Annotated in this window: 25 protein-coding genes; 8 read left to right on the top strand and 17 right to left on the bottom strand. The window is 55.4% G+C overall.

From position 1 onward, the window contains the following. Positions 1-2: 2 nt before the first annotated feature. The 10 genes from ugpQ to ACQE32_RS12225 all read right to left on the bottom strand — a co-directional run bounded on the left by ugpQ (position 3) and on the right by ACQE32_RS12225 (position 10,670). Positions 3-740 carry a glycerophosphodiester phosphodiesterase gene (ugpQ, locus tag ACQE32_RS12270; RefSeq protein ID WP_250651487.1) on the bottom strand — a complete coding sequence of 246 codons (738 nt, stop codon included), beginning with the start codon at positions 738-740 and terminating at the stop codon, positions 3-5. Then, positions 737-1,810, bottom strand: coding sequence for a sn-glycerol-3-phosphate import ATP-binding protein UgpC (locus tag ACQE32_RS12265; protein WP_426981267.1), 1,074 nt, complete (start codon positions 1,808-1,810; stop codon positions 737-739). The genes ugpQ and ACQE32_RS12265 overlap by 4 nt, the downstream gene beginning before the upstream one ends. A 3-nt stretch (positions 1,811-1,813) precedes the next feature. Further along, positions 1,814-2,659: a sn-glycerol-3-phosphate ABC transporter permease UgpE gene (gene ugpE, locus ACQE32_RS12260; protein WP_250651485.1), complete on the bottom strand. Its 846-nt coding sequence runs from the start codon at positions 2,657-2,659 to the stop codon at positions 1,814-1,816. Further along, entirely contained in the window at positions 2,656-3,543 is an 888-nt protein-coding gene (gene ugpA / locus ACQE32_RS12255) for a sn-glycerol-3-phosphate ABC transporter permease UgpA (protein ID WP_250651484.1), read from the bottom strand. The genes ugpE and ugpA overlap by 4 nt, the downstream gene beginning before the upstream one ends. Positions 3,544-3,627: 84 nt before the next feature. Further along, positions 3,628-4,947: a sn-glycerol-3-phosphate ABC transporter substrate-binding protein UgpB gene (gene ugpB, locus ACQE32_RS12250; RefSeq protein ID WP_426974001.1), complete on the bottom strand. Its 1,320-nt coding sequence runs from the start codon at positions 4,945-4,947 to the stop codon at positions 3,628-3,630. An 802-nt stretch (positions 4,948-5,749) separates the two neighbouring features. Further along, positions 5,750-6,463: a high-affinity branched-chain amino acid ABC transporter ATP-binding protein LivF gene (gene livF, locus ACQE32_RS12245; RefSeq protein WP_250651482.1), complete on the bottom strand. Its 714-nt coding sequence runs from the start codon at positions 6,461-6,463 to the stop codon at positions 5,750-5,752. A gap of 1 nt (position 6,464) precedes the next feature. Beyond that, positions 6,465-7,232: a high-affinity branched-chain amino acid ABC transporter ATP-binding protein LivG gene (livG, locus tag ACQE32_RS12240; protein WP_250651481.1), complete on the bottom strand. Its 768-nt coding sequence runs from the start codon at positions 7,230-7,232 to the stop codon at positions 6,465-6,467. Beyond that, the gene (locus ACQE32_RS12235; protein ID WP_427021857.1) at positions 7,229-8,503 is read right to left on the bottom strand and encodes a high-affinity branched-chain amino acid ABC transporter permease LivM; all 1,275 of its coding nucleotides are present in this window, start codon (positions 8,501-8,503) and stop codon (positions 7,229-7,231) included. Before ACQE32_RS12235 ends, livG begins: the two co-directional genes overlap by 4 nt. After that, complete coding sequence (gene livH, locus ACQE32_RS12230; protein WP_427021856.1) at positions 8,500-9,426, bottom strand: high-affinity branched-chain amino acid ABC transporter permease LivH; 927 nt, start codon at positions 9,424-9,426, stop codon at positions 8,500-8,502. The genes ACQE32_RS12235 and livH overlap by 4 nt, the downstream gene beginning before the upstream one ends. 128 nt (positions 9,427-9,554) lie before the next feature. Next, positions 9,555-10,670, bottom strand: coding sequence for a branched-chain amino acid ABC transporter substrate-binding protein (locus ACQE32_RS12225; protein WP_426981269.1), 1,116 nt, complete (start codon positions 10,668-10,670; stop codon positions 9,555-9,557). A 404-nt stretch (positions 10,671-11,074) separates the two neighbouring features. Between ACQE32_RS12225 and panM the strand changes: the two genes are divergently transcribed. Then, on the top strand, positions 11,075-11,470 hold the full coding sequence (gene panM, locus ACQE32_RS12220) for an aspartate 1-decarboxylase autocleavage activator PanM (protein WP_427021855.1): 396 nt from the start codon (positions 11,075-11,077) through the stop codon (positions 11,468-11,470). 91 nt (positions 11,471-11,561) lie between these two features. On the opposite strand, the gene rpoH is transcribed toward panM, so the two are convergent. The 4 genes from rpoH to ftsY all read right to left on the bottom strand — a co-directional run bounded on the left by rpoH (position 11,562) and on the right by ftsY (position 16,035). Further along, positions 11,562-12,419, bottom strand: a complete 858-nt coding sequence (gene rpoH / locus ACQE32_RS12215) for an RNA polymerase sigma factor RpoH (RefSeq protein ID WP_249893003.1) — start codon at positions 12,417-12,419, stop codon at positions 11,562-11,564. Between the two features lie 262 nt (positions 12,420-12,681). Then, complete coding sequence (ftsX, locus tag ACQE32_RS12210) at positions 12,682-13,665, bottom strand: permease-like cell division protein FtsX (protein WP_427021854.1); 984 nt, start codon at positions 13,663-13,665, stop codon at positions 12,682-12,684. Continuing rightward, positions 13,658-14,323: a cell division ATP-binding protein FtsE gene (ftsE, locus tag ACQE32_RS12205; RefSeq protein ID WP_249893001.1), complete on the bottom strand. Its 666-nt coding sequence runs from the start codon at positions 14,321-14,323 to the stop codon at positions 13,658-13,660. Before ftsE ends, ftsX begins: the two co-directional genes overlap by 8 nt. Positions 14,324-14,328: 5 nt before the next feature. Then, positions 14,329-16,035, bottom strand: coding sequence for a signal recognition particle-docking protein FtsY (gene ftsY / locus ACQE32_RS12200; RefSeq protein ID WP_427021853.1), 1,707 nt, complete (start codon positions 16,033-16,035; stop codon positions 14,329-14,331). A gap of 187 nt (positions 16,036-16,222) precedes the next feature. Between ftsY and rsmD the strand changes: the two genes are divergently transcribed. Together rsmD and ACQE32_RS12190 are read left to right on the top strand one after the other, a co-directional pair. Next, positions 16,223-16,825, top strand: coding sequence for a 16S rRNA (guanine(966)-N(2))-methyltransferase (rsmD, locus tag ACQE32_RS12195; RefSeq protein WP_427021852.1), 603 nt, complete (start codon positions 16,223-16,225; stop codon positions 16,823-16,825). Next, on the top strand, positions 16,815-17,084 hold the full coding sequence (locus ACQE32_RS12190) for a DUF1145 family protein (protein WP_250651475.1): 270 nt from the start codon (positions 16,815-16,817) through the stop codon (positions 17,082-17,084). The genes rsmD and ACQE32_RS12190 overlap by 11 nt, the downstream gene beginning before the upstream one ends. 4 nt (positions 17,085-17,088) lie before the next feature. Here the strand turns inward: ACQE32_RS12190 and ACQE32_RS12185 are convergent, their stop codons facing one another. After that, positions 17,089-17,448 (bottom strand): DUF2500 domain-containing protein, encoded by a 360-nt coding sequence (locus ACQE32_RS12185; RefSeq protein ID WP_427021851.1) that lies wholly within the window; start codon positions 17,446-17,448, stop codon positions 17,089-17,091. A gap of 188 nt (positions 17,449-17,636) precedes the next feature. On the opposite strand from ACQE32_RS12185, the gene ACQE32_RS12180 reads away from it, so the two are divergent. The 3 genes from ACQE32_RS12180 to trpC all read left to right on the top strand — a co-directional run bounded on the left by ACQE32_RS12180 (position 17,637) and on the right by trpC (position 21,480). Continuing rightward, entirely contained in the window at positions 17,637-18,266 is a 630-nt protein-coding gene (locus tag ACQE32_RS12180; RefSeq protein ID WP_426973993.1) for a lysoplasmalogenase, read from the top strand. An 85-nt stretch (positions 18,267-18,351) separates the two neighbouring features. Further along, complete coding sequence (locus tag ACQE32_RS12175; RefSeq protein ID WP_427021850.1) at positions 18,352-20,610, top strand: zinc/cadmium/mercury/lead-transporting ATPase; 2,259 nt, start codon at positions 18,352-18,354, stop codon at positions 20,608-20,610. Between the two features lie 84 nt (positions 20,611-20,694). Next, a complete protein-coding gene (gene trpC / locus ACQE32_RS12170) occupies positions 20,695-21,480 on the top strand; it encodes an indole-3-glycerol phosphate synthase TrpC (protein WP_427021849.1) in 786 nt (261 codons plus the stop codon). A 3-nt stretch (positions 21,481-21,483) separates the two neighbouring features. Here trpC and tusA read toward each other — a convergent pair whose 3' ends face one another. Beyond that, positions 21,484-21,732 (bottom strand): sulfurtransferase TusA, encoded by a 249-nt coding sequence (tusA, locus tag ACQE32_RS12165; protein WP_085068686.1) that lies wholly within the window; start codon positions 21,730-21,732, stop codon positions 21,484-21,486. A 296-nt stretch (positions 21,733-22,028) separates the two neighbouring features. Between tusA and ACQE32_RS12160 the strand changes: the two genes are divergently transcribed. Beyond that, complete coding sequence (locus tag ACQE32_RS12160) at positions 22,029-22,694, top strand: 7-cyano-7-deazaguanine/7-aminomethyl-7-deazaguanine transporter (protein WP_426973990.1); 666 nt, start codon at positions 22,029-22,031, stop codon at positions 22,692-22,694. A gap of 122 nt (positions 22,695-22,816) precedes the next feature. Beyond that, the gene (locus tag ACQE32_RS12155; RefSeq protein ID WP_250651470.1) at positions 22,817-23,371 is read left to right on the top strand and encodes a DcrB family lipoprotein; all 555 of its coding nucleotides are present in this window, start codon (positions 22,817-22,819) and stop codon (positions 23,369-23,371) included. Between the two features lie 89 nt (positions 23,372-23,460). Here ACQE32_RS12155 and iolE read toward each other — a convergent pair whose 3' ends face one another. Next, positions 23,461-24,357: a myo-inosose-2 dehydratase gene (gene iolE / locus ACQE32_RS12150; protein ID WP_427021848.1), complete on the bottom strand. Its 897-nt coding sequence runs from the start codon at positions 24,355-24,357 to the stop codon at positions 23,461-23,463. Positions 24,358-24,407: the final 50 nt, after the last annotated feature.

Here is a 24,407-nt window from a genome sequence, read left to right as displayed (position 1 = left end):
CTTTAAAAATCGGGGCCAATAATATCGATGCGATCGGTACAGATCGCATCCACGCCCCACTCCAGCAGCGTCCGCGCACGTTCGGGCTGATTCACGGTGTAAACCAAAATTCTCAGCCCAGCCTGTTTAATTGCGGCAGTACGCTCCGCATCCAGCAAGCGATGATTCAGGTGAACAGAGACACAATCCAGCGCCTGGGTCATTGCCTGCCACTCTTCATGCCATTCGTCCAGCAGCAGGCCGCGCGGCAGTTCCGGCGCGGCCTGCATCGCCGCCTCCAGCGCCACCACAGAAAATGACGAAAGCAGCGGCGCGGTTTCCCCCTGCCACAGCTCACGCGCCGCCAGCGCGATCGCTTTTCCGGTCTGCGCCTCATAACCGGTGGTAGGCTTGATTTCAATATTCGCCATCAGATGATGCTGGCGGCAACGCGCCGCAACGGCCTCCAGCAGCGGCAGGCGCTCGTTGCTAAACGCTGAGCTAAACCAGCCGCCGGCATCCAACTGAGCCAGCTGATGCCACGGCATCTCACCCGCAATGCCCCAGCCGTTGCTGGTGCGATCGAGCGTATCGTCGTGCAGCAGGAAAATATGCTCATCGCGCGACAGTTTGGCATCAAACTCAATCATGGTATGACCGTAACGCGCACCGGTATCAATTGCCGCCAGCGTGTTTTCCGGTGCCAGCTTGCCGCCGCCGCGATGGGCAACAATATGAGGATAAGGCCACTCTTTGTTCATTCCAGACGCGCTCCCTGTTTAGCTGAAAAAAAATGCAGCGCCTCCACAGGCAGATGCAGCCATAGGGTGCTGCCTGGTGCGGGACGCTCAAGATGCGGCAAGCGTACCACAAGGCGCTGGTCGCCCCACTTTCCGTGCGCCAGATTATCTGCGCCAAGGATCTCCAGCGTTTCGACAACCAGCGGAATGCCGCCCGCCTCGCGACTGCTGAGCTTGATATGTTCCGGGCGAATGCCCAGCGTCACCGCCTGATTCGCCCACTGGGTTTTCGCCACGGCCAGCGGCAGCGCCAGATTATCGCCCAGAACAAACGCGTTGCCGTCGCGGCTAAAGCTGCCTTCCAGCAGATTCATCGCTGGCGAGCCGATAAAGCTGGCGACGAAGCGCGTTGCCGGACGCTCATAAACCTCAACCGGCGTGCCGACCTGTTCGACAACGCCTTTATTCATCACCATCACGCGTTCCGCCAGCGTCATCGCCTCCACCTGGTCGTGGGTGACATACAGGCTGGTGGTACGCAGCCGACGATGCAACAGCTGCAGTTCCAGGCGCATCTGAACGCGCAGCCGCGCATCCAGGTTAGAGAGCGGCTCATCAAACAGAAATACCGCCGGTTCGCGCACAATTGCACGCCCCATCGCCACGCGCTGACGCTGACCACCAGAAAGCTCGCGCGGCCGCCTTTTCAGCAGCGCATCCAGCTCCAGACTGCGTGCCGCTTCCAGCACCCGCTGGCGGATCAGCTCGCGTCCCATGCCGCGAATTTTCAGGCCGTAGGCCATGTTCTCTTCAACCGTCATATGCGGATAGAGCGCATAGTTCTGGAAGACCATCGCAATGCCGCGATCTTTTGGTTCCAGCTCCGTGACCCGCTGCGTATTGATATAGATGTCACCGCTGGTAACGCGCTCCAGCCCGGCGACCATACGCAGCAGCGTCGATTTACCACAGCCGGAAGGCCCGACCATCACCATAAATTCGCCGTCGCCTATCACCACGTCCAGCGGCTGAATAATTTGCTGCTTGCCGTCATAAGACTTGGTAACGGCCTGAAGGGTTACTGCTGCCATAGTTTATTTCTCACTCTCGACCAAACCACGCACAAACGCCCGCTGCATCACCATTACCACCACTACCGGCGGGATCAGCGTTAACAGCATTGCCGCCATCACCAGATTCCATTGGGTCGTGCCTTCGCCTGAAGAGATCATGCTGCGAATGCCTGCGACCGCCGTGCCCATTTTTGTTTCGCTGGTAATCAGAATCGGCCACAAATACTGGTTCCAGCCGTAGATAAAGGTGATAACAAAAAGCGCCGCCAGGTTGGTACGTGACAGCGGCAGCACAATGTCACGGAAGAAGCGCATCGGGCCTGCCCCATCGATGCGCGCCGCCTCCATGAGCTCATCCGGCAGTGACATAAAGAACTGACGGAACAGAAAAGTGGCGGTCGCTGAGGCCATCAGCGGAAGCGTCAGGCCGCTGTAGCTATCGAGTAGCTGAAGGTTAGCTACCACCTCCACCGTAGGGAAAATACGCACCTCAACCGGCAGCATCAGCGTGATAAAAATCATCCAGAACACCAGGTTGCGTAGCGGAAAGCGAAACCAGACCAGCGCAAAAGCGGAAAGCATCGACACGGTGATTTTGCCGAAGGTAATACCCAGCGCCATCAGCGTACTGTTAAACAACAGCACGCTCATTGGCGCGCTATTGCTGCTGACGCCGTGCAGCCAAATCTCACGCAGGTTGTGCCATAACTGAGTGCCCGGCACCAGGCTCATTGGCACCTGAAAAATCTGTTGGTTATCCAGCGTGGCGGCCACAAAGGCGACCCAGAGCGGGAACAGAATGGTCAGAATGCCTAACGCCAGCATAACGTGGCTGAAAATATCCAGCCCGCGACGATTCTCAATCATTGATAACGCACCTTACGTTCGACATAGCGGAACTGAATAATGGTTAAGACAATCACCAGGAACATCAGCACCACCGACTGCGCCGCCGATGAAGAGAGATCGAGACCGGCAAAACCTTCCCGATAAATCTTATAAATCAGCGTGGTAGTGGCCTGTACCGGTCCGCCCTGCGTGGCGGCGTCAATCACCGGGAAGGTATCAAAGAAGGCGTAAACCAGGTTTACCACCAGCAGAAAGAAGCTGACCGGCGCGATCAGCGGCAGCGACAGATGAAAGAAGCGACGTACCGGCCCCGCGCCATCAATCGCGGCCGCTTCAACCAGCGAACGCGGGATCGATTGCAGCGCAGCGAAGAAAAACAGGAAGTTGTAGCTGATCTGCTGCCATACCGAGGCCAGCACCACCAGAAACATCGCCTGGCCGCTGTTCTGTGCGTGGTTCCAGTTGTAACCGATGCTCTGCAGAAAGTGGGTGATCAACCCGATGCCGGGGTTAAATAAAAACATCCACAGCACGGCGGCGATAGCTGGCGCAACCGCATAGGGCAGCAGCAGCAGCGTCTGATAAAAGCGTTTCAGGCGCAGCACATGATCCGTCAGCGCGGCGAACAGCAGCGAAATCACCAGCCCAAAGCCGGTCACCAGCGCGCTAAAGATCAACGTGGTCCAGAAGGATTCAAGATAATAGTTGTCATCCAGCAATCGGCTAAAGTTCTCCAGCCCGACAAAGGTACTGGAAAAGCCAAAGGGATCCACGCTTTGTACTGAGTACCAGAGCGCTTCGCCGGCTGGCCAGATAAAAAAGATCAGGGTTATAAGCAGCTGAGGGAAAACCAGTACCCAGGGAAGCCAGCGTGACTGGAAAACGGGACGAGAACTCGACATGCAGTAATTCCATAACAGATCGGCACAAGCGGTGCGTGACAGGATGAGGTGATAGCCGGACCGCCGCAGCGGCCCGGCATCTGCTTACTTCACCTGTTGTTCGAAACGACGCAGCAGCAGGTTGCCGCGCTGGACGGCAGAATCCAGTGCGGCCTGCGGCGTTTTGCTGCCGCTCCAGACGCCTTCCAGCTCTTCATCAACAATGGTGCGGATCTGCGGCATATTGCCGAGGCGTAAGCCTTTGGTGAAAGGCAACGGTGGCTTATTCAGCATCTGACGCGTGGCGATATCCGCGCCTGGGTTCTTCTCATAGAAGCCCTGCTGGCGCGTCAGATCGTAAGCGGCGCGGGTAATGGGCAGATAGCCGGTTTTCTGATGCCATTCGGCAGCGTTTTCCGGCAGGGCGAGATACTGTAAAAACTCCGCCACGCCTTTGTAGGTGGCGCTGTCTTTGCCCTGCATTACCCACAGGCTGGCCCCACCGATAATGGCGTTCTGCGGCGCGGAAGGCACGCTTTCGTCATACGGCATCATGCCAACGCCATAATTGAATTTGGCATGCTGACGAATATCTGCCAGCGAGCCGGATGAGGCGGTGGTAATCGCACAGTCGCCGTTATAGAACTTTTCGGTAGACTCATCCTTACGGCCAAAGTAGGTGAAGTCCCCTTTTTTGTTCATCTCTTGCAGCATGGCGATATGGCGCACCTGTTCCGGCTTATTGAAAATCAGCTCGGCGCTGGTGCCACCAAAACCATTGTCCTCGGTGGCCACCGGCAAACCATGCCAGGCGCTGAAGTTTTCAATTTGGATCCAGCCCTGCCAGCCGCTGGCGTAGCCGCACTTCATGCCCGCTTTTCGCAGCGCCGCCGTATCTTTTGCCAGCTGCTGCCAGGTTTTAGGCGGCTGTTCGGGATCTAAGCCCGCTTTCTTAAAGGCGTCTTTGTTGTAATAAAGCACCGGCGTGGAGCTGTTAAACGGCTGCGACAGCAGGTGTCCGCTTTTCGCATCGGTGTAGTAACCCGCGACCGTCGGCACAAACTGCGATTCATCGAATTTGATGCCTGCATCATTAAACACTTCATAGACCGGCTTGATCGCTTTAGAAGCCATCATGGTGGCAGTGCCGACCTCGTAAACCTGCAGAATCGCCGGCGCTTTGCCGGTACGTACCGCAGCGATACCGGCCGCCAGGCTCTGTTCATAGTTGCCTTTATAAACCGGTACGATTTTATAATCGGGGTGCGCCTGGTTAAAACGTTGTGCCAGTGAGTCGACTTCTTTGCCTAATTCGCCTTCCATAGAGTGCCAGAACGGAATTTCCGTCGCGGCCAGGGTGTTGCCGCTCAGTGCCAGCCCCAGCACCATGCTGAGGGCGGTATGACGAAACGTAAAGGAGGACATAGCGTTTTCCTGTGACATTGTAGGTGTGCGTAACAACACGCTTTTTTAGTTCGCAACGTAACATGACACGGAAAAATGACGGTGAGATAACCAGCAGATGACGGAAAAATGACGGCGAGGTTGCACTGGGTGGACGGAGACGGGCGCTGAACGACAAGGATTTCGCGGGACAGGCGGAGACGCAAGCGAGGCCGCTGGACGAGCGGGGGAAGCAATCGGGGTTCCGGCCTTACGTAAAGACGCAACTACCGTCATCCATGACCGGCTCGACCCGCGCCTTCCATGGCGCGGGACGCTTTACTCCTGGCCGGAACCCCGCTTGCCCTGGGCTTCAGCGTCGTCTGTTTAAGACATCCCAGGTCTTGAGTATCGCCTGCTTACGGCTTTCTCGGGCTTCAGCGTCATCTGCTTAAGACATTCTCAGACTTGAGTATCGCCTGCTTACGGCTTTCTCGGGCTTCAGCGTCGTCTGTTTAAGACATCCCAGGCCTTGAGTATCGCCTGCTTACGGCTTTCTCGGGCTTCAGCGTCATCTGCTTAAGACATTCTCAGACTTGAGTATCGCCTGCTTACGGCTTTCTCGGGCTTCAGCGTCGTCTGCTTAAGACATCCCAGGCCTTGAGTATCGCCTGCTTACGGCTTTCTCGGGCTTCAGCGTCATCTGCTTAAGACATCCCAGGCCTTGAGTATCGCCTGCTTACGGCTTTCTCGGGCTTCAGTGTCATCTGCTTAAGACATCCTCAAACTTGAGTAACGCCTGCTTACAGCTTTCCCGGGCTTCGGCGTTGCCTGCGGTGCGATATCAGGCACCCAGGTAAGCGCTGCGGACTGCCTCGTTAGCCAGCAGCGCGTCACCGCTGTCTTCCAGCACCACGTGACCGTTCTCCAGTACGTAGCCGCGATCGGCCAGCTTTAACGCCTGATTGGCGTTTTGCTCCACCAGGAAGATAGTCATGCCCTCCTGACGCAGCTGCTCAATGGTATCGAAGATCTGTTGAATGATAATCGGTGCCAGCCCCAGCGAAGGCTCATCCAGCAGCAGCAGTCGCGGCTGGCTCATCAGCGCACGACCAATCGCCAGCATTTGCTGTTCGCCGCCCGACATGGTGCCCGCACGCTGAATGCGCCGCTCATGCAGACGTGGAAACAGCTCGTAAACCTGCGCAATTCGCTGCTGGTATTGCTGGCGACTGGCGAAGAAGCCGCCCATCGCCAGATTCTCCTCCACCGTCATCCGCGAGAACACCCGGCGTCCTTCCGGCACGATGGCAATCGCCTCACGCATAATGCGTGCCGTTTGCCAGTCGGTGATCGCTTTGCCATCAAAGGTAATGGTGCCTTCAGAGGCGCGCGGCTCGCCACACAGGGTGCCCAACAGAGTGGTTTTTCCCGCTCCGTTCGCGCCAATCAGCGTGACGATTTCGCCCTGGTTAATCTCCAGGCTAACCTGGTGCAGCGCCTGGATTTTGCCGTAATGCGCGCTGACCTTGCTAAGCGTTAACATCGGATTCGCCATTTTATGCCTCACCTAAATATGCGCGGATCACGTCCGGATTGTTACGGATCTCTTCCGGCGTGCCGTTTGCCAGCGGCGTTCCCTGGTTAACCACATAGATGCGATCGGAAATACCCATTACCAGCTTCATATCATGCTCAATAAGCAGCACCGTGACCTTATGCTCGCCGCGCAGCTCCGCAATCAGCTCATCCAGCTCATGGGTCTCTTTCGGGTTAAGGCCCGCCGCAGGCTCATCCAGCATCAGAATTTCCGGACGCGTTACCATACAACGGGCAATTTCCAGCCGACGCTGCTGACCGTAGGCCAGATTGCCCGCCTGCCGGTTAGCCATCTCCAGCAGCCCAACACGCTGTAGCCAGTTGGCGGCCTGATCCAGCGCTTCGTTTTCGCTACGCCGGAAAGCAGGCGTTTTCAACAGGCCGGCAAACAGGCCGCTTTTCAGATGCTGATGCTGTGCCACCAGCAGGTTTTCGATCACCGTCATTTCGCGAAACAGGCGGACGTGCTGGAAGGTACGCACGATGCCCATGCGTGCAATCTGTTGGCCCGGCAACCCGGCCAGCTGGCGATCGCCTAAGCGAATCGATCCGCCGGTCGGCTTATAAAAACCAGTCAGGCAGTTAAACACCGTGGTTTTGCCCGCCCCGTTAGGACCAATCAGCGACACGATCTCTTGCGGATGCAGCTCCAGCGCCACGTTATTGACCGCCAGCAGGCCGCCAAAGCGCATCATCAGGCCTTCCACCGTTAATAAAGGCTGACTCATGCCTGCTCTCCTTGTTGATCGCGCTTCAGCTTCAGATGCGGACGCTGCATCGGCAATAATCCCTGCGGACGCCAAATCATCATCAGCACCATCAGCGCGCCCAGCACTAACATGCTGTATTCATTCAGGTCACGCATCAGCTCACGCGAAACCACCAGCAGGATCGCCGCCAGAATCACCGCAAACTGCGAGCCCATGCCGCCCAACACCACAATCGCCAGTACAAAGGCCGATTCGGCAAAGGTAAAGGATTCCGGGCTGATAAAGCCCTGACGAGCGGCAAACAGGCTGCCGGCAAAACCAGCAAATGCGGCGCTGATGGTGAAAGCGGTGAGCTTGATGCGCGTTGGGCTGAGGCCCAAAGAGCGACAGGCGATTTCATCTTCACGCAGCGCTTCCCAGGCGCGGCCCAGCGGCATGCGCAGCAGACGGTTGATGACAAACAGCGTCAGCACCACCAGCAACAGCGCTACCAGATAAAGGAAGATAATGCGGTCGCTGGGGTCATATTTCAGGTTGAAGAAGTGGTGAAACGTATCCCAGCCGCCGTCACGCGGGCTGCGATTAAACTCCAGGCCGAAAAAGGTGGGCTTGGGGATCTGGCTGATACCGTTCGGGCCACCGGTAATAGCGGTGTTGTTTAACAGCAGAATACGGACAATCTCGCCGAACCCGAGCGTAACGATCGCCAGATAATCGCCGCGCAGGCGCAGTACCGGAAAGCCCAGCAGCAGGCCAAACAGTGCGGAAACCAGCCCCGCCAGCGGCAAGCATTGCCAGAAGCCCAGCCCGTAATAGTGGTTAAGCAAGGCAAAGGTATAAGCACCGATGGCGTAAAATCCGCCATAGCCCAGTACCAGCAGGCCGGAAAGCCCTACCACTACGTTCAGTCCCAGCCCAAGCATGACGTAAATCAGCGTCAGCGTGGCAATGTCCACCGTGCCGCGTGAGACGATAAACGGCCAGATAACCGCCGCCGCGATAAGCAGCAGCGCCAGTAGCTTCTGCTTTGGCGTACTGCCGTCAAAGCTCGGCAGCACAAAACCGCTATGGCCGCTACGTTTCAGGCGGCGTCCCACCAGTGGACGCAGCAGCTGGAAAACAAACACCACGCCGCAGCCGATGGCGATCCAGCTCCAGCGCACGCTGCCCGCATTGTTGACCACCAGCCGCGTACCGTCGAGATTAAGACGCATGCCCATAAAGAATGCGGCAAGTATCAACAGCATCAGCGCCGAAATAACGGCATTAAAAAAGTGAGCGGGCTTCATACTTTTTCTACCTCCGGACGACCCAGGATCCCCGTCGGCATCACCAGCAGCACCACGATCAGCAGCGCAAAAGAGACCACATCTTTATATTCGGTGCTGAAATAGGCGGAGGTCAGCGCTTCGGCGATGCCTAACACCAGGCCGCCCAGCATCGCGCCGGGAATACTGCCGATGCCGCCCAGTACCGCAGCGGTAAAGGCCTTCATGCCCGCCATAAAGCCGATATAGGGGTTAATGACGCCATAAAACTGCCCCAGCAGCACGCCTGCAACCGCCGCCATCGCCGCGCCGATCACAAAGGTCAGGGAAATCACCCGGTCGGTGTTGATCCCCAGCAAACTGGCCATTTTTAAATCTTCCGCGCAGGCGCGGCAGGCGCGGCCCATGCGTGAATAGCGGATAAACAGCGTCAACGCCAGCATGGCGAGGAAGGTTACCAGCCAGATAATCACCTGCATGGTGCTGATGGTAGCGGCAAACCCATTGCTCTCGCCCAGCGTTATTTGCCCGCTGACCAGGCCCGGCAAGGCGAGATCGCGCGAGCCCTGCGTCAGGCTGACATAGTTTTGCAGGAAGATAGACATACCGATGGCAGAGATCAGTGCAATCAGGCGTTTCGAGGAGCGCACCGGCCTGTAGGCGACACGCTCAATGCTCCAGCCATAAGCGCTGGCGATCATGATTGCCGCCAGGAAACCGGCACCAATCAATACCCAACCGACATCAATGCCAGCCATCATCAGGGCGGCAATCACAATAAACGAGACATAGCTGCCGATCATATACACTTCGCCATGCGCGAAGTTGATCATGCCGATAATGCCGTACACCATGGTATAGCCAATGGCGATCAGCGCGTAGGTGCTGCCTAAGGTCACGCCATTAAGCAACTGCTGAAGAAAATAGAGAAACTGCTCGGACATAAGATAAACCCCAACAAAACTGCGCAGATCACTCCCGCAGCGAAAAAACGTCCGTCTTCACAACGTGCAGGATAGAACAGGGGTCAGGCACGCCTGACCCCGGACTGCCGGCTCTTACAGAGTACGCTTTATTTCACGGCAGTTGAGGTGCCGTCGGCGTGCCATTTGAATACGCCAAATTCAAACCCTTTCAGGTCACCTTTTTGATCCCAGCTCAGGTTGCCCATCACGGTCGGCACCGGCTGGCCCTCTTTCAGGTTTTTAGCGATATCCGCAGGCTCTTCGCTTTTGCTACGTTCTATACCGGCAACCAGCGACTGCAGCGCCGCGTAGGTCGTCCAGACGAACGGACCGGTAGCGTCCAGCTTTTTAGCCTTGATCGCGTTAACAATCGGCTGGTTTTCCTCTACCTGGTCATAGCGTTTCGGCAGAGTCACCAGCATCCCTTCGGACGCTGCGCCAGCGATATTAGAGAGAGAAGCGTTGCCGACTCCTTCCGGTCCCATGAACTGCGTTTTCAGACCAGCTGCGCGTGCCTGACGCAGAATCTGGCCCATTTCCGGGTAGTAACCGCCAAAGTAAACGAAATCGATATTTTCTTTTTTCAGGCGCGCAATCAGCGTAGAGAAATCTTTATCACCTGCGGTGATCCCTTCAAACATCGCAACTGGCGCATTGGCTTTTTTCAGGCTCTCCTGTACCGAGCGCGCCAGCCCTTCACCGTACTGCTGCTTGTCATGCACGATGGCAATGCGCTGGGGTTTAAGCGTGTCGAGAATATATTTGGCGGCAGTCGGCCCCTGATCGGAATCCAGACCGGTGGTGCGCATAATCAGCTGATAGCCACGGGAAGTCAGATCGGCTGCGGTGGCGGCAGGCGTAATCATCAGGACGCCTTCGTCTTCATAGATATCGGAAGCGGGCTGCGTGGAAGAAGAGCAAAGATGACCAATAACATAACGGATGCCTTCGTTGATCACTTTGTTAGCAACCGCGACCGCCTGCTTGGGATCGCAGGCGTCATCATATTTCACCGCCACCAGCTTATTGCCATTTATGCCGCCTTTGGCGTTGATGTCGGCAATCGCCTGGGTAGCACCGGTAAATTGCATATCGCCGTACTGCGCGACCGGACCGGACATCGCACCAACGATGGCGACTTTAACATCTTCCGCCAGCGCAGCCTGACTCATAGCCAGCGCCATACATCCTGCCAGCATTATGCGACCTTTACTTATCTTCATCCTGACTTCCCCATCTGTTGTGACTGTTGTGATGTGCGTTGTGGTTATTTTGGGCGGGTTATAGAACAAAACTTGTTTAATGTTAACGAGTTAGGAATATACTCACGCCATTTTTATCAATAAGGCTTTATTTTTCAGTCTATTAAACAGGAATTTTATTCTGTAAATCAACTGAGATAATCAAAATATCGCCTTTGCTACAGGACAATCATCTGGCAGTTATGGTGGCATTTTAGCCGTTCGCCCAGCGCATTATGCTGGCACTGTGGCTGGTATTAAGTGTTTACCCGGAATATGCGGGTGGCAACAAACAGATTGCTTTGTTTTCGTACAAAAAAAGTTACACGTCATTTTTTGAACATTTTCGCTACAATATGTCTTTTAACCAGGGGGCCGGTTATTTCATGAAATTGACAATTATTCGCCTGCAACATCTGGGCGCGCAGGATCGTACTGATCTCGGTAAGATTTGGCCTGGCGTTGACTGTGATGCGCTGGAAAAAAAGCTAAACGAAAATCATCGGCTTTACGCCGCGCGTTTTAATGAGCGGTTGCTGGCAGCGGTGGAATTAGAAATTCGCGGTACGCTGGGCGAGCTGTCAAAGCTGGAAGTCAGGGAGGTGACCCGTCGACGTGGCGTTGGCCACTATTTGATCGAGGAAGTGATAGCGCAGCATCCGTCGCTGACGCACTGGTGGATTGCTGATGACGGCAAGGCCGATCAGCAGGTTATTGCTGCCTTTATGCAGGCCTGCGGCTTTCGTACTCAGGCCGACGGCTGGGTCTATAACGTCGAGTAAAGCCGTGCTTTTTGCTGAAGGCAGTTACTGCCGCCGAAAGGTACCCATAAAAAAGGGCGGCCTGTTAAGCCGCCCTGATCGCAACAGAGCATTACGCTTCTATTGCCATCCGCAATTTCTTCATCGCGTTTTTCTCAAGCTGACGCACGCGCTCCGCCGAAACGCCATATTTATCGGCCAGCTCCTGCAGCGTGGTTTTATTGTCATCATCCAGCCAACGTGCACGAATAATATGCTGGCTGCGCTCGTCCAGTCCCTGTAGCGCGTCGCTCAGTTTATCAGCCGCATGGTTTTCCCAGTTATCTTCCTCAATGCCGTCGGCAAAGTCAGAGGTTTTATCCTGGAGATAAAGCACCGGGGCCATGCTTTTGCCTTCGCCTGACTCATCTTCAGAGGTCAGATCGAAAGTCATATCCTGAGCGGCCATGCGCGATTCCATCTCGCGCACATCTTTACTGCTCACGCCCAGCTCACGCGCCACCATTTCCACTTCATCCTGATTAAACCAGCCCAGACGCTGCTTGGTTTTACGCAGGTTAAAGAACAGTTTGCGCTGTGCCTTGGTGGTCGCGACCTTCACGATGCGCCAGTTACGCAGCACATATTCGTGAATTTCCGCTTTGATCCAGTGAACAGCAAACGAGACCAGGCGAACCCCAACTTCAGGATTAAAGCGACGTACCGCTTTCATCAGGCCGATATTGCCTTCCTGAATCAGATCCGCCTGCGGCAGGCCGTAGCCCGCGTAGTTACGAGCGATATGAACAACAAAGCGGAGGTGAGACAGGATCAGCGTTTTAGCCGCATCCAGATCGCCCTGGTAATGCAGCCGTTCAGCCAGCGCTTTTTCCTCTTCTGCCGTTAGCATCGGCCAGGTGTTGGCAGCCCGAATATAAGATTCCAGGTTACCAAGAGGAGCAATAGCTAAAGTGTGCATTTCTTTGGTCATTCAAACCCTCACATAATTATTAAAATTGCCGCACGATTCCCTTTTGCGCGATTCACCAGGTTACAGGAATCAGCAAGGAAACCCCAAAGCAATCTGTGCTGCCTCATTAGAAAATGAAGTTATCCACAAGTTCAATTTACAACGTGAATATTTTACACACAAGATACGGACGATATGATTGTGACAGACAGGGAGAAATCCGAGCGGATTTCCTCTGCAGCACAAACGTCATGCAGCAGAGGAAGATTATACCAAAAAATCGCTACTGTGGCGTAAAACGACGTAAATGTTGTACCGTCGCCAGCCAGGCCGCTATCCAGCCAATCATCGCCGACAGCAACAGCAGCAGCAGGCTCTCATCCCACGACAGCCCGCTCAGGCGGAAAGTCGTGCCAAACACTGCTGCCACCTGAGCAACCACCGACTCAAGGCGGAAAACCAAAATTTCAGACAAAATCAGTGACAGCAATGCCCCGCCGAACCCCAGCAGCGCACCGCCATACAGAAAAGGACGCAGGATAAAGCCGTCGGTCGCGCCGATTAGCTTTTGCACGTTAATCGTATCGCGTCGGGCAAAGATGCTAAGGCGCACGCTGTTGCCGATCACCAGAAATACCGCCACCAGCATCAGGATGCCGATCATGGTCGCAACCTGCCCGACCAGGCCCGTCAGCGCAGCCAGACGCGCAAACCAGCTATCGTCCATGCGCACCTCATCCACACCTTCAACATGCTGCACGCGATCGCGCAGCGTTTGCAGCGTTTTCTCGTTCTGGAAATTCATTTCCGGGGTAATGATCACCACCGCCGGCAATGGATTCTGCTCCAGCATATCAAGCGCGCCGCCAAAGCCTGACCAGTTACGAAACTCGCCCAACGCCTCTTCGCGTGACAGATAGTTAACTTTCGCTACGCCCGGCTCTTTCTTCAGCGTCGCTACAACGTTTTCCGCCGCGCTGTCATCCAGCGTTTTTGACAGGTAAAGCGTCAGCTGCGGTGCCGGATACCATTGCTCCGCCGCCTGGCTGACGTTTTTCCATACCATATAGCAGACGCTGGGCAGCGTCAGCGAGATGGCAATTACCATCACCGTTAACAGCGTGGCCAACGGCTGACGCCACATATCGGAGAGCGTGCCGCGCCAGGCGTAACGCCACTGCTCCTGCCAGCCGCCCTTCAGCGCTTTGCTTTTCGACGGCTGTTTGGTTTTTGGCGTCGGTACGCGCTTGTTGCGTTTATTAGCCACGATCGCCTCCGTGCAGTCTTCCATTGCTGAGCGTCATTACCCGATAGTTGCGGCGGCCAATTAAGCCCATATCGTGCGTAGCCATCAGCACCGTTACGCCCACGCGGTTGAACTCTTCAAACAGCCGCAAAATATCATTCGACAGCGCATCATCCAGGTTACCGGTCGGCTCATCCGCCAGCAGCACCGCAGGCTTGTTAACCACGGCGCGTGCTATCCCAACGCGCTGCTGCTCGCCGCCCGAAAGCTGAATCGGAAAGTTTTTCGCTTTGTCGAGAAGGCCAACCTTATCCAGCGCCGCCGAAACGCGACGGCGAATATCTTCCCCGCTCGCCCCGGCAATAATCAGCGGGATCGCCACATTGTCATAGACCGTGCGGTCCATCAGCAAATGGTGATCCTGAAAGATCATGCCGATCTGACGGCGCAGAAAAGGCACCTCGCTATTTTTCAGGCGGCTAATATCGTGGCCGCTAAACCAGATATGGCCCGCGCTGGGACGTTCAATGCCACAAATCAGCTTCAACAGGGTACTTTTCCCTGCGCCGGAATGGCCGGTCAGAAACGCCATCTCGCCCGGATGCAGATGAAAATCTACTCCTTGCAGCGCTTGCCGACCGCCGAGATAAGCCTTACTGACCTCTTCAAAGCGAATCATCCTGGTTAATCCTCTCGGGCAAACAGTGCCTCAATAAAATCTTCGGCCTTAAATGGCCGTAAATCATCGATGCCTTCTCCAACACCGATAAAACGAATCGGGATGCCAAACTGGTCTGCGACGGAGAAGATGACGCCACCTTTTGCCGTACCATCCAGTTTAGTCAGCGTAATCCCGGTCAGACCTACTGCTTCATGGAACAGCTTAGTCTGACTCACCGCATTTTGACCGGTGCTGGCGTCAATCGTCAGCATCACCTCATGCGGCGCGTTTTCATCCAGCTTTTTCATTACGCGCGTGATTTTTTTCAGCTCTTCCATCAGATGCGCTTTATTCTGCAAACGACCTGCGGTATCGGCGATCAATACATCCACGCCGCGTGCTTTAGCCGCCTGGATCGCATCGAAAATCACCGAGGCGGAATCCGCACCGGTATGCTGCGCCACCACCGGAATATGGTTGCGTTCGCCCCATACCTGTAGCTGCTCGACCGCCGCCGCGCGGAAAGTATCGCCCGCCGCCAGCATCACCGACTTGCCTTCGGCCTGGTACTGACGCGCCAGCTTACCGATAGTGGTGGTTTTACCCACGCCGTTCACGCCAACCATCAAAATAACAAACGGCGTTTTGCCCGCCATATCCAGCGGCGCTTCAACCTTATGCAGAATCTCGGCCATTTCCGTTTTTAACAGGCCATAGAGCGCCTCGGCGTCACGCAGCTGTTTGCGGTTTGCCTGCTGCGTAAGACTGCTGATAATGCGCTGCGTGGTATCGACGCCAACATCCGCAATGAGCAGCTGTTCTTCCAGCTCTTCAAACAGTTCGTCATCGATTTTTTTGCCACGGAACAGACTGATAAAGCCGGAACCGAGGTTCTGCCGCGTTTTTACCAGGCTGCGCTTTAAGCGGGCAAAGAAGCCCTCTTTGGTCGGACGCTCCTGCTCAACGGGCGCGGCAACGCTCTCCGCCTCTTCTTCCGGGGCTGCAGCCAGCGCCAGCGCGGCCAGTTCTTCATCAGAAAGCGGCGCTTCATCCGTCTCTTCTTCCGGGGCTGCGGCCAGCGCCAGCGCGGCTAATTCCTCATCGGAAAGCGGCGCCTCATCCCGTTCTTCTTCGGTTGGGGTCAGCGCTACCGCTGCTGCAACTTCCGCAGCAACCACGGCATCTTTCTCTTCGGCAGGCGCGGTTTCTTGCGCCAGCACTTCGTCTACCTGCTCAATCCGAGCCTCTTCCGGCAGGATCTCTTCTTCCACCGGCACAGCGGTATCAACCGGCTGCGCCTCTTCCGGCAGGAGCTCTTCTTCCACCGGCGCAACGGCATCAACCGGCTGCGTCTGTTCCGGCAGGAGCTCTTCTTCCACCGGCGCAACGGCATCAACCGGCTGCGTCTCTTCCGGCAGGAGCTCTTCTTCCACCGGCGCAACGGCATCAACCGGCTGCGTCTCTTTCAGCAGGATCTCTTCTTCTGCTGACGCAACAGCCTCTGTTTTCGCTTCTTGCGGCTGCGCTTCGCGCGCTACGGCTTCAGTTGTCGCCACGATCCCGGCAGCCAGCTTCCCGGCGTCCGGTTTTTCGGCCGCAGGCTCTGGGTTTTCGGCCGCGTTTTCCGCTTGATCCGTTAACGTCTCTTTTTGTTCTTCTGACTGCGCAGGCGTTTCTTCACGACCAAAACCCAGCCAGGAAAAAAAGCCACGCTTTTTCTCTTTTGCCATTGTGTGACTACACTCCTCGATGGCTTTCATCCGGTCGTCTGTTGCGCCGGGCTGAAAAAATAACCTGATAAAGAATTCATTAGTCTAACACTTTCCAGCGAGCGCAACACCAGCACCCTTTTTAACGTTTCCTCCACCGCTTTCGCCCGTTAAACTACGCAACAAATTATGACGAGTTGTGAGCATCATGAATAAAAAAACCCAGGGCGGTGCCGGACAAATCCGCATAATTGGCGGACAGTGGCGCGGTCGAAAACTGCCGGTTCCGGACAGCGCCGGATTGCGACCTACCACCGATCGGGTACGCGAAACGTTGTTCAACTGGCTGGCACCCGATATTCAGCAGGCGCGTTGCCTGGACTGTTTCGCGGGTAGCGGCGCGCTCGGGCTGGAGGCGCTGTCACGCTATGCCGGTTCAGCGACGCTGCTGGAGCTGGAAAAGCCGGTAGCCCAGCAGCTGACGCAAAACTTGCAAACGCTGAAAGCCAGCAATGCCCAGGTGATCCAGACCAACGCGCTCAGCTGGCTGGCGCAGCAGGGCGAACCCTACCACATCGTGTTTATCGATCCGCCTTTCCGCAAAGGTCTGCTGGAGCAGACGCTTCAGCTGCTGGAGAACAATCACTGGCTGGCTGATGAGGCGTTGATTTACGTGGAAAGCGAAGTAGAAAACGGCGCGCCGCCGGTGCCGGTTAACTGGCAGCTGCATCGGGAAAAAATCGCCGGGCAGGTTGCCTACCGCTTATATCGCCGCGCAGGCGTCTCACAGGAGCAGGAAGATGTGGCTTAATCTGGGTCGATTGTTAATGGTGTTCGTTTGGGCGTTTCTGTTGCTGAATATCGTGCACCCTTTTCCCAAACCGCTGACATATTTTGTTAACGTTGCGCTGATTTTTATGGTGTTGATGCATGGCCTGCAGCTGGTATTGCTGAAAGCCACACAGCCAAAAGATGGCGTTAAGCTAAGCCGCATTACCCAGATTAAGATCTTCTTTTTCGGCGTGTTTGAGCTGCTCGCCTGGCAGAAAAAACACTATCCTGGGCAATAACGCCTTAAGGATGGTCAGGCGTAAAAGAGATAAAGCGGGTGCCCTGCACTTCAAGTTCGCCTTTTACGCCTTTATCCAGCTGATGGTAATCACGCTCTTTTAGCGTCAGCTTAATATCGCTATCGCCGTTTAATGGCTGAAACCAGGCCTCATAGCGCATCTCCTCTCCGGCAATCACTTCACGCTGACGTGAACGTCGGTTCGGTGCCGGAAACTCACGTTTACTTTTAATTTCTACCGACAGCTGGCGTACCGGCGCAGCGTCATTAACCGCGTTTTCGCGTCGTTGCTTAATGAACTGACGCGAAGCCAGCACCGCAATGATCGCCAGCACAATGATAAAAATTAATGGGGGCTTACTCATCTCAGCCTCTGACTCCGGTAATTGCGTTTTTTGTTGCAGGCAAGGATACAACCAGCGCCCTTCCATTGTCACATTACGCCCCGCTAACCTAAACTGATTGCAGGATGTTGTTAACACAACGGCGGACAGGCAGAGCGCTGCGCTTGCAGGCTGATGCGGAAGCCGCCCCTTTCAAAAAGGACAACGTAATGATTTGGTCGTTTCTTGCAGTACTTTTTTCCGGCTGGCTCTATGTCGATGCGTCCTATCGCGGGCCGCAATGGCAGCGCTGGCTGTTTAAACCGGTTACCCTGCTGCTGCTGCTGGCCTGGGCCTGGCAGGCACCCACACGGAATCCCACCGACTACCTGATCCTGCTGGGTCTGCTGGCAACCATGGTAGGTGATGCGTTAACGCTATTGCCGCGCCAGCGCATGATGTATGCGCTGGGAGCATTCTTTCTTGCGCACCTGCTGTATACCATCAATTTCGCCAGCCATATGACCATGAGCTTTTTCTGGCCTATCCCGCTGACGCTGCTGATTGTGGGCATTGTCTGGATCGGCGTGATCTGGTCGCGACTGGAAGAGCTGCGCTGGCCGGTATGTACCTTTATCGGCATGACGCTGGTCATGAACTGGCTGGCAGCAGAGCTTTATTATTTCCGGCCTACCGATTACAGCTTTTCATTGATGGCAGGGGCGACACTGCTGACGCTGGCTAATCTGGTTTGGTTTATCAGCCACTATCGCAAGCGTTTTACGGCGGATAACGCCATTATCGCCGCCTGCTATTTCGCCGGTCACTTTATGGTTGCCCGCTCGCTTTGGCTGTACTGACCATGATATTGCCTCTTGACTCTGGAGGTAGCTCCAGAGTGTAGGATGCAGCTAAGTTTATTTGCTGCATCATTAAGGAGGCGCAATGAGCAAACCTTCTACCTGCGGTCCCGGGCCATCCAGGGCCGCCCTCCGCCTTAACCACAGACAAGGTAAAGCCCCGCTGCAGACGGGCCAGTTTACCCTATCCCCGGCTTCGTCCACTTCAGACACCGCACCATCCTGTCAACAGAAATGCTGTGCCGACAGTTCGGTTTGCGCGCCAGCGCCAGGTCCGGCAGCCGGTTCGCGCTATCGTTGGATCATTAATGGAATGGACTGCCCTAACTGTGCACGCAAAGTGGAAAACGCGGTCAGCGTGTTGGCTGGCGTACATGATGTGCAGGTGCTGTTCGCCACGCAGACGTTATTGATTCATGCAGAAAGAGACGTCAAAGCCGAGGTGGAAAACACGGTAAAGCAGGCCGGTTTTTATTTGCAGGATGCCTCTGCGCCTGCAGAGACATCAGCAGGGTTCTGGCAGGAAAATCGCCTGCTACTGGTAATAAGCCTGCTGATGCTGGCGAGTTGGCTACTGTACGCTATCTGGCCAACATGGAGTCAGACAGCGTTTATCTCTACCACGCTGGTCGGGCTCTGGCCGATTAGCCGAAAAGCCTGGCAACAGGCGCGCAACGGCAACCCTTTCGCTATTGAGACCTTAATGACGGTTGCGGCAGTCGGCGCGCTGTTTATCGGCGCCAGCGCCGAAGCGGCAATGGTGCTGCTGCTCTTTCTGCTGGGCGAGCGGCTGGAAGGCATCGCCGCCAACCGTGCGCGGCGCGGCGTTACCGCACTGATGGCGCTCAAGCCGGATAAAGCGATTCGCGTACGTAACGACCAGCGGGAAGAGATTGCCGCCAGCATGCTGCGTCCCGGTGATGTTATCGACGTTGCGGCAGGAGAACGTCTGCCTGCCGATGCCCGCCTGCTTTCCTCGTTTGCCAGCTTTGATGAAAGCGCGTTAACCGGTGAATCCATTCCCACGGAACATCAGCAGGGTGACGTGATTGCGGCAGGCTGTATCAGCATAGATCATCAGGTCAGGCTTTCAGTGGTCTCCCTGCCAGGGGAAAGCGCCATTGACCGCATTTTACAGTTGATCGAAGAGGCTGAGGCGCATCGAGCGCCGCTTGAACGCTTCCTCGATCGCTTCAGTCGCATCTATACGCCGCTGGTTATGCTGCTGGCGTTGCTGGTGGCTCTGCTGCCGCCTTTGCTGCTGGCTGCCGACTGGCAAACCTGGATCTATAAAGGGCTGACGCTGTTATTGATTGGCTGCCCGTGCGCGTTGGTTATCTCTACGCCCGCAGCGATTACTTCTGGTCTGGCCGCCGCAGCCCGACGCGGCGCGCTGATTAAAGGCGGCGCGGCGCTGGAAAAACTGGGCGGCATCCGTCTGCTGGCCTTTGATAAAACCGGCACCCTGACCCAGGGCAAACCAGAACTCACCGATATTATTCCGCTGGCTGAGATGGAGCATGCGCCGCTTTTGCTGCATGCCGCAGCGGTCGAACAGGGCGCGACCCATCCGCTGGCGCTGGCGATTGTCGCGCAGGCACGTCAGCTGAATCAGCCGCTGCCGCAGGCGCAAGATCAGCGGGTTCTGGCAGGGCGCGGTATCGAAGCGCATATCAACGGACAACGCTGGTTATTAACAGCGCCCTTGCCGGGCCTGCCGGATGCGCTGGCGGCGCGGATTGACGCGCTGGAGCGCTCTGGCAAAACGGTAGTGGTGATTTATAAAGAACAGCAGCCGCTTGGCCTGCTGGCGCTACGCGATACGCTACGGGAAGATGTGCGACCAGCGCTGGCTGAGCTGCAACAGCTTGGCGTAAAAGCAGTGATGCTGACCGGTGATAACCCTCGCGCCGCCGCCGCAATCGCCACAGAGATCGGACTGGAGTATCGGGCAGGGCTGTTACCCGCAGATAAAGTTGCGGCGATCCGGCAGCTCAGTGAGGCTCAGGCGGTGGCGATGGTTGGTGACGGTATTAACGATGCGCCGGCGATGAAAGCGGCCACGCTGGGCATTGCAATGGGCAGCGGCAGCGATGTGGCACTGGAAACAGCCGATGCCGCCTTAACGCATAATCGCTTAACCGGGCTGCCGGCGATGATTCGCCTGGCGCGCGCCACTCAGGCCAATATTCGGCAAAATATCGCTATCGCGCTTGGGCTGAAAGCGCTGCTGCTGGTGACCACACTGCTTGGCCTGACCGGCCTGTGGTTGGCAGTGCTGGCGGACAGCGGCGCGACCGCACTGGTCACCGCCAATGCGCTGCGCCTGTTGCGCAAGCGCTGAAGCTTGCGCCTGGCATGGGAAAGCATTAAAACATCGTAGCGGCCTGCATGAACCAGGCCATCACATCAGTTAAGGAAGCGCCTCATGTCTGACATTTTAAATAAAATCCTGGCGGTGAAGCGTGAGGAGATCGACGCGGCAAAGCGTGTTTCCTCGCTTAGCACGCTGCGCGATCGCGCCCGTGCGCAGACTCAGCGTGATTTTATCGCTGCGCTGCGTCAGCATAACCAGCAGGGCAAGCCGGGCATCATCGCCGAGGTAAAAAAAGCCAGTCCGTCGAAAGGGCTAATCCGTGCGGATTTTAATCCCGCCGGGATTGCTGAAAGCTATCAGCAGGGCGGCGCGGCCTGTCTCTCCGTGTTAACCGACGTGCAGTTTTTTCAGGGCAGCGAAGACTATTTACAGCAGGCGCGCGCGGCGTGCTCGCTGCCGGTGCTGCGTAAAGATTTTATGATTGATAGCTGGCAAGTTGAAGAAGCGCGAGCCATGGGCGCTGACTGCATTTTGTTAATCGCCGCTGCACTGGAAGATAGCCAGATGCAGGAGCTGGAAGCGCACGCGCATCAGTTGGGCATGGCGGTGCTGGTTGAAGTACATGATGGTCATGAGCTGGAGCGGGCGCTAAACCTGACCACGCCGTTGATTGGCATTAACAACCGCAATCTGCGCAGTTTTGAAACCTCCATTGATACCACGCTTGGCCTGCTGTCGCAGCTGCCAGCGGATCGTCTGGTTGTCACTGAGTCGGGCATTGGCACGGTCCAGGATGTTCAGCGGCTACGTCAGGCGGGCGTCAATAACTTCCTGGTTGGCGAAGCCTTTATGCGCGCCGCTGAACCGGGCGCGGAGCTGGCGAAGCTGTTTTTCTGACCGTCAGGAAAGGCCCTTACGCAGCAGATAGCGATAGGGCTTTTCATCCGTTTCCTGCGCCACCAGCGTATGCTCCATAAAGCGACAGAAGCCAGGAATGTCACGGGTTGTCGCCGGATCGTCAGCAATAATCAGCAGCGTTTCTCCATCCTGCATATGACGCACGGTTTTGCGCACCATCATTACCGGTTCCGGGCAGCGTAGCCCAAGCGCATCCAGGGTTTGATCTGGGTTATCGAAGCGATCGCTCATAATTGTCTCAATAGCGGAAGTCTGTTGTGCCCTATTCTACCCCCGGCATTCTGTTGCGCAAGCGATCGGCTAAAGGTGAACGTTTGCGTTAAAATTAACCATTGCAATGCGGAAACAACGCGGTAAGATGCCGCCGCTCTCCTGTATCGACAGGCAGGCAACATCGTCAGCGTACAGGTAACCAGGACTTTTGGAAGCCTGTACATAAAGTAACGCGTTCCGCTGCGTCAGCAGCAAAAATGCGATTACGCTGATTTAACAATGGGTTCCCTCACCCCAACGTAAAAAGGTAAATTATGATCTCCTTTACACCGCGCCAGCGGAAGCATGCGCTTGTCTGGCTTTCCCTGTTTCATATTCTGGTTATCTCCTCCAGTAATTATCTGGTACAGCTGCCTATTTCTGTTTTTGGCTTCCATACAACCTGGGGCGCTTTCAGCTTCCCATTTATCTTTCTGGCTACCGATCTGACCGTGCGTATTTTTGGCGCACCGCTGGCACGCCGCATTATTTTATCGGTCATGGTTCCGGCGCTGTTTATCTCCTATGCCATCTCTGCACTGTTTTATAACGGGAGCTGGCAGGGAGTAAGCGCGCTGCATGAGGTAAACCTGTTTGTTGCGCGTATCGCCTGCGCCAGCTTTATGGCCTATGCGCTGGGACAGGTTCTGGACGTTCATGTTTTTAACCGACTGCGTCAGCTTCCCCAGTGGTGGATTGCACCCGCCTGTGCCATGTTTTTAGGCAATATCAGCGATACCATCGCCTTTTTCTTTATCGCTTTTTACAAAAGTACCGATGCTTTTATGGCTAAGCACTGGGTGGAAATCGCGCTGGTGGATTACAGCTTTAAAGTTCTAATCTGCATGGTTTTCTTTTTGCCAGCCTATGGCGTACTGCTTAACGCGGCGCTTAAGCGCATGGCGGAACGCTCACAACGCGCACAATACAATTTCGGCTAAGCGGCAATAGCCAGCTGGCGTCAGCGCGTCTAAGATCGTGACATACGATTGGTTGCTTTTACGCGCTGATTCGGTTTGTATTAAGCTTTGTATTGCCAGGCAAATAAATAAAAGGGAACCTGATGCGTCAACTTACGAAATATCTTGGAATAGGTTTACTGGTAGTGGGCCTTGCCGCTTGCGACCAGCAGGATAAGGCCACGGCAGACGATAATGGTGCCAGCGCCAGCACCGCAGCACAGACGGTATCGTTAATGGATGGCAAGCTGAGCTTTAATCTGCCTGCGGGAATGTCGGATAAAAGCGGCAAGCTGGGCACTCAGGCTAATAATATGCACGTTTATGCTGATGAAAGCGGTCAGCGTGCCATTATCGTGATTGAAGGCGACGCAACAAATGAAGGGCTGGACGTTCTGGCTCAGCGTCTGGAACAGCAGCAGCGCAACCGCGATCCACAGCTTCAGGTGGTAACCAACAAGGCGATTAACCTGAAAGGTGAAGCGGCACAGCAGCTGGACACGGTGATTTCCGCCAATAATCAAACCGCATGGTCCTCGGTGGTATTAGCGAAGACCGAAGGCAAACTCCTGACGCTGCAAATTACCCTACCGGCTGGCAATCAGCAGCAGGCGCAGACCCAGGCTGAAAACATTATCAACACTATTACGTTGAAATAAGCCGCGCCAAAAGTTGAGATAAAAAACGCTGCCAGATAATGGCGGCGTTTTTTTATCACGCAAACCAGGCGTGAGGCCTGCTCGCTAAGTTAAATTCCTGCTGTCTCACGAATATATTTGCGGGCTTTTACCGCATATTCAAAAGGATTGGCCAACGCAGGATCTTGCTCCGCCTCCACCACCATCCAGCCGCAGTAGCCCGCGTCATCCAGCAGCTTAAATACCGGTTTAAAATCAATCACGCCGTCGCCGGGTACCGTAAAGGTGCCGCGCTTAACGCCATCCAGAAAAGAGAGCTGTTGCTTACGCACTTCTGCCACCACCTCATCACGCACATCCTTCAGGTGTACATGATTGATGCGTGACAGATGTTTTTCCAGCACCGCCAGCATCGCCTGCTCACTATTTTCTGAATAGTAAAGATGACCAGTATCGTACAGCAGATAGACATCATCATTCGTTAACGCCAGGAAGCGGTCGATTTCAGCCGGCGTTTGAATGCCGGTGCCCATATGATGATGCAGGCAAACCTGCATTCCCTTCTCAGCGGCGATTTTTGCCAGCTCGTTATACCCTTCTGCGGTTAAGCACCACTCTTCATCAGTAAACACCGGCTTATGCTCGAACACCGCCAGCGAAGTACCCTGAATGCTTTTACTTTGCTCAGAGCAGCCGATAACTTTCGCGCCCATCGCATGCAGAAAATTCATATGGTTGATGAACTCATCGATGGTTTTCGCCTTTTCGCCATTGGCGAAAAAAGTGCTGAACCAGGCGTTACAGATCTCAATGCCACGGATCTCCAGCATGGGTTTTAATACTGCCGGATCGCGTGGATATTTGCTGCCGACTTCACTGCCGCTAAAGCCAGCCAGCGCCATTTCACTTACGGTCTGCTGAAAAGTATTCTCTTTCCCCAGCTCTGGCATATCGTCATTGGTCCAGCCAATCGGCGCAATCGCCAGCTTTACGTTATCTTTGTTCATGATGCATTCCCGATTCGGTACGGCGGCCTTTAGCCGTCATGCGGTCAGGC

The sequence above is a fragment of the Pantoea sp. FN0302 genome (genome assembly GCF_050113775.1).
GTDB classification, from domain to species: Bacteria; Pseudomonadota; Gammaproteobacteria; order Enterobacterales; family Enterobacteriaceae; genus Mixta; species Mixta alhagi.
Note: the sequence above shows the minus strand (reverse complement) of the source record. Positions and strands in the feature narration are given on the sequence as shown.

Excerpts from the sequence above, each read along its gene's own strand:
- trpC (WP_427021849.1), top strand. The coding sequence starts at position 20,695 with ATGTCTGACATTTTAAATAAAATCCTGGCGGTGAAGCGTGAGGAGATC.
- rsmD (WP_427021852.1), top strand. The coding sequence starts at position 16,223 with ATGAATAAAAAAACCCAGGGCGGTGCCGGACAAATCCGCATAATTGGC.
- ugpQ (WP_250651487.1), bottom strand. The coding sequence starts at position 740 with ATGAACAAAGAGTGGCCTTATCCTCATATTGTTGCCCATCGCGGCGGC.
- livH (WP_427021856.1), bottom strand. The coding sequence starts at position 9,426 with ATGTCCGAGCAGTTTCTCTATTTTCTTCAGCAGTTGCTTAATGGCGTG.
- ACQE32_RS12190 (WP_250651475.1), top strand. The coding sequence starts at position 16,815 with ATGTGGCTTAATCTGGGTCGATTGTTAATGGTGTTCGTTTGGGCGTTT.
- ftsY (WP_427021853.1), bottom strand. The coding sequence starts at position 16,035 with ATGGCAAAAGAGAAAAAGCGTGGCTTTTTTTCCTGGCTGGGTTTTGGT.
- ACQE32_RS12155 (WP_250651470.1), top strand. The coding sequence starts at position 22,817 with ATGCGTCAACTTACGAAATATCTTGGAATAGGTTTACTGGTAGTGGGC.
- iolE (WP_427021848.1), bottom strand. The coding sequence starts at position 24,357 with ATGAACAAAGATAACGTAAAGCTGGCGATTGCGCCGATTGGCTGGACC.
- ACQE32_RS12185 (WP_427021851.1), bottom strand. The coding sequence starts at position 17,448 with ATGAGTAAGCCCCCATTAATTTTTATCATTGTGCTGGCGATCATTGCG.
- ACQE32_RS12225 (WP_426981269.1), bottom strand. The coding sequence starts at position 10,670 with ATGAAGATAAGTAAAGGTCGCATAATGCTGGCAGGATGTATGGCGCTG.
- livG (WP_250651481.1), bottom strand. The coding sequence starts at position 7,232 with ATGAGTCAGCCTTTATTAACGGTGGAAGGCCTGATGATGCGCTTTGGC.
- panM (WP_427021855.1), top strand. The coding sequence starts at position 11,075 with ATGAAATTGACAATTATTCGCCTGCAACATCTGGGCGCGCAGGATCGT.
- ACQE32_RS12265 (WP_426981267.1), bottom strand. The coding sequence starts at position 1,810 with ATGGCAGCAGTAACCCTTCAGGCCGTTACCAAGTCTTATGACGGCAAG.
- ACQE32_RS12180 (WP_426973993.1), top strand. The coding sequence starts at position 17,637 with ATGATTTGGTCGTTTCTTGCAGTACTTTTTTCCGGCTGGCTCTATGTC.
- ACQE32_RS12235 (WP_427021857.1), bottom strand. The coding sequence starts at position 8,503 with ATGAAGCCCGCTCACTTTTTTAATGCCGTTATTTCGGCGCTGATGCTG.
- ACQE32_RS12160 (WP_426973990.1), top strand. The coding sequence starts at position 22,029 with ATGATCTCCTTTACACCGCGCCAGCGGAAGCATGCGCTTGTCTGGCTT.
- rpoH (WP_249893003.1), bottom strand. The coding sequence starts at position 12,419 with ATGACCAAAGAAATGCACACTTTAGCTATTGCTCCTCTTGGTAACCTG.
- livF (WP_250651482.1), bottom strand. The coding sequence starts at position 6,463 with ATGGCGAATCCGATGTTAACGCTTAGCAAGGTCAGCGCGCATTACGGC.
- tusA (WP_085068686.1), bottom strand. The coding sequence starts at position 21,732 with ATGAGCGATCGCTTCGATAACCCAGATCAAACCCTGGATGCGCTTGGG.
- ugpB (WP_426974001.1), bottom strand. The coding sequence starts at position 4,947 with ATGTCCTCCTTTACGTTTCGTCATACCGCCCTCAGCATGGTGCTGGGG.
- ftsE (WP_249893001.1), bottom strand. The coding sequence starts at position 14,323 with ATGATTCGCTTTGAAGAGGTCAGTAAGGCTTATCTCGGCGGTCGGCAA.
- ugpE (WP_250651485.1), bottom strand. The coding sequence starts at position 2,659 with ATGATTGAGAATCGTCGCGGGCTGGATATTTTCAGCCACGTTATGCTG.
- ACQE32_RS12175 (WP_427021850.1), top strand. The coding sequence starts at position 18,352 with ATGAGCAAACCTTCTACCTGCGGTCCCGGGCCATCCAGGGCCGCCCTC.
- ugpA (WP_250651484.1), bottom strand. The coding sequence starts at position 3,543 with ATGTCGAGTTCTCGTCCCGTTTTCCAGTCACGCTGGCTTCCCTGGGTA.